Annotated in this window: 1 pseudogene; it reads right to left on the bottom strand. The window is 69.0% G+C overall.

The features are described 5' to 3' along the window. Nucleotides 1-146 precede the first annotated feature (146 nt). Nucleotides 147-1415, bottom strand: a pseudogene (locus tag G3N93_RS40045) (2-hydroxymuconic semialdehyde dehydrogenase); the annotation flags it as partial. Nucleotides 1416-1511 lie beyond the last annotated feature (96 nt).

Genomic DNA, 1511 nt, shown 5'->3' on the forward strand with positions numbered 1-1511 from the left:
CACGCGCTGCACCGCATACGCGGCGTCGAGCGCATCTCCGCCGAGCGCCGCGATCGCGTCGCGCACCGGCGCGCACGGCACGCCGTCGCGCTCGGCCGCCCACAACGCGTCGGCGATCGCCTGCACCGCATTCCGGTCGAATTCGCTCATGCGACCCTCACGCAGACGTTGGTGGTTTCCGAATAGAAATCGAGCGAGTGACGCCCGCCCTCGCGGCCGATGCCCGACAGCTTGGTGCCGCCGAACGGCGTGCGCAGGTCGCGCACGAACCATGCGTTCAGCCACACGATGCCCGTCTCGATCCGCTTCGCGACGCGATGGCCGCGTGCGAGGTGCGTCGTCCACACGCTCGCCGCCAGGCCGTACGCGCTGTCGTTCACGCGGCGGATCACTTCGTCCTCGCTGTCGAACGGCGCGACGTGGCACACGGGCCCGAAGATCTCCTCGGTCACGCAGCGCGCGGTGTCGGGCAGCCCGGTCCAGATGGTCGGCTGCACGAATGCGCCGTCGTCGCGCGCATCGCCGAACGTGGGCGCACCGCCGCCCGTCACGACGGTCGCGCCTTCTTCAACGGCCAGCCGGAAATACGACAGCACCTTGTCGCGATGGCCGCGCGAGATCAGCGGGCCCATCGTCGTGGCCGGATCGTCGGGCGCACCGACTTGCAGCGCCTCGGTGCGCGTTTTCAGCGCGGCGACGAAGCGCTCGAAGATCGGCCGCTCGACGTACACGCGCTCGCTGCACAGGCACACCTGCCCGGCATTGGTGAAGCTCGACTTGACGATGCCGTCCACGGCCGCGTCGAAATCCGCGTCGGCGAACACGACGGCCGCGTTCTTGCCGCCGAGTTCGAACGAGATGTCCTTCACGCCGTCGGCGACGGCCTTCATGATCGCGCTGCCCGTGCGCGATTCGCCGGTGAACGTGATCGCGTCGATGCCCGGATGGCGCGTGAGGAATTCGCCGGCGGCGGCCGGCCCGTGGCCGTGCACGAGGTTGAACACGCCGCGCGGCAGGCCGACCGCGTCGATCACCTCGGCCAGCAGCGTCGCGGAGCCGGGCGTCTCTTCCGACGGCTTCGCGACGACGCAGTTGCCCATCGCAAGCGCCGGCGCGACCTTCCACGTGAACAGCAGCAGCGGCAGGTTCCACGGCGAGATGATGCCGACCACGCCGAGCGGCTTGCGCGTCACGTAGTTGAGATACTGCGCGCCGTCGGCCGTCTGCGATTCGAAGCAGTCGTCGCCGGCCGTGCGGACCAGGTCGGCGAACGTGCGGAAGTTGGCGATGCCGCGCGCGATGTCGAGCGTGCGGGCCTGGGCCAGCGGGCGGCCGGTGTCGGCCACTTCGGCCGCGACGAAATCGTCGAAGCGCGCCTGGATGCCGTCGGCGATCCGGTGCAGCCAGTCGGCCCGTTAGATCGGCAGAGCCTCGTGTAGGGAGAGAGTGTGCGCAATCGTGTCACTCTACGTGGTCGTCCGATCACTATCAAAGAATAACTACATCTACGC

Source organism: Burkholderia sp. Se-20378, assembly GCF_017104665.1.
GTDB classification, from domain to species: Bacteria; Pseudomonadota; Gammaproteobacteria; order Burkholderiales; family Burkholderiaceae; genus Burkholderia; species Burkholderia lata.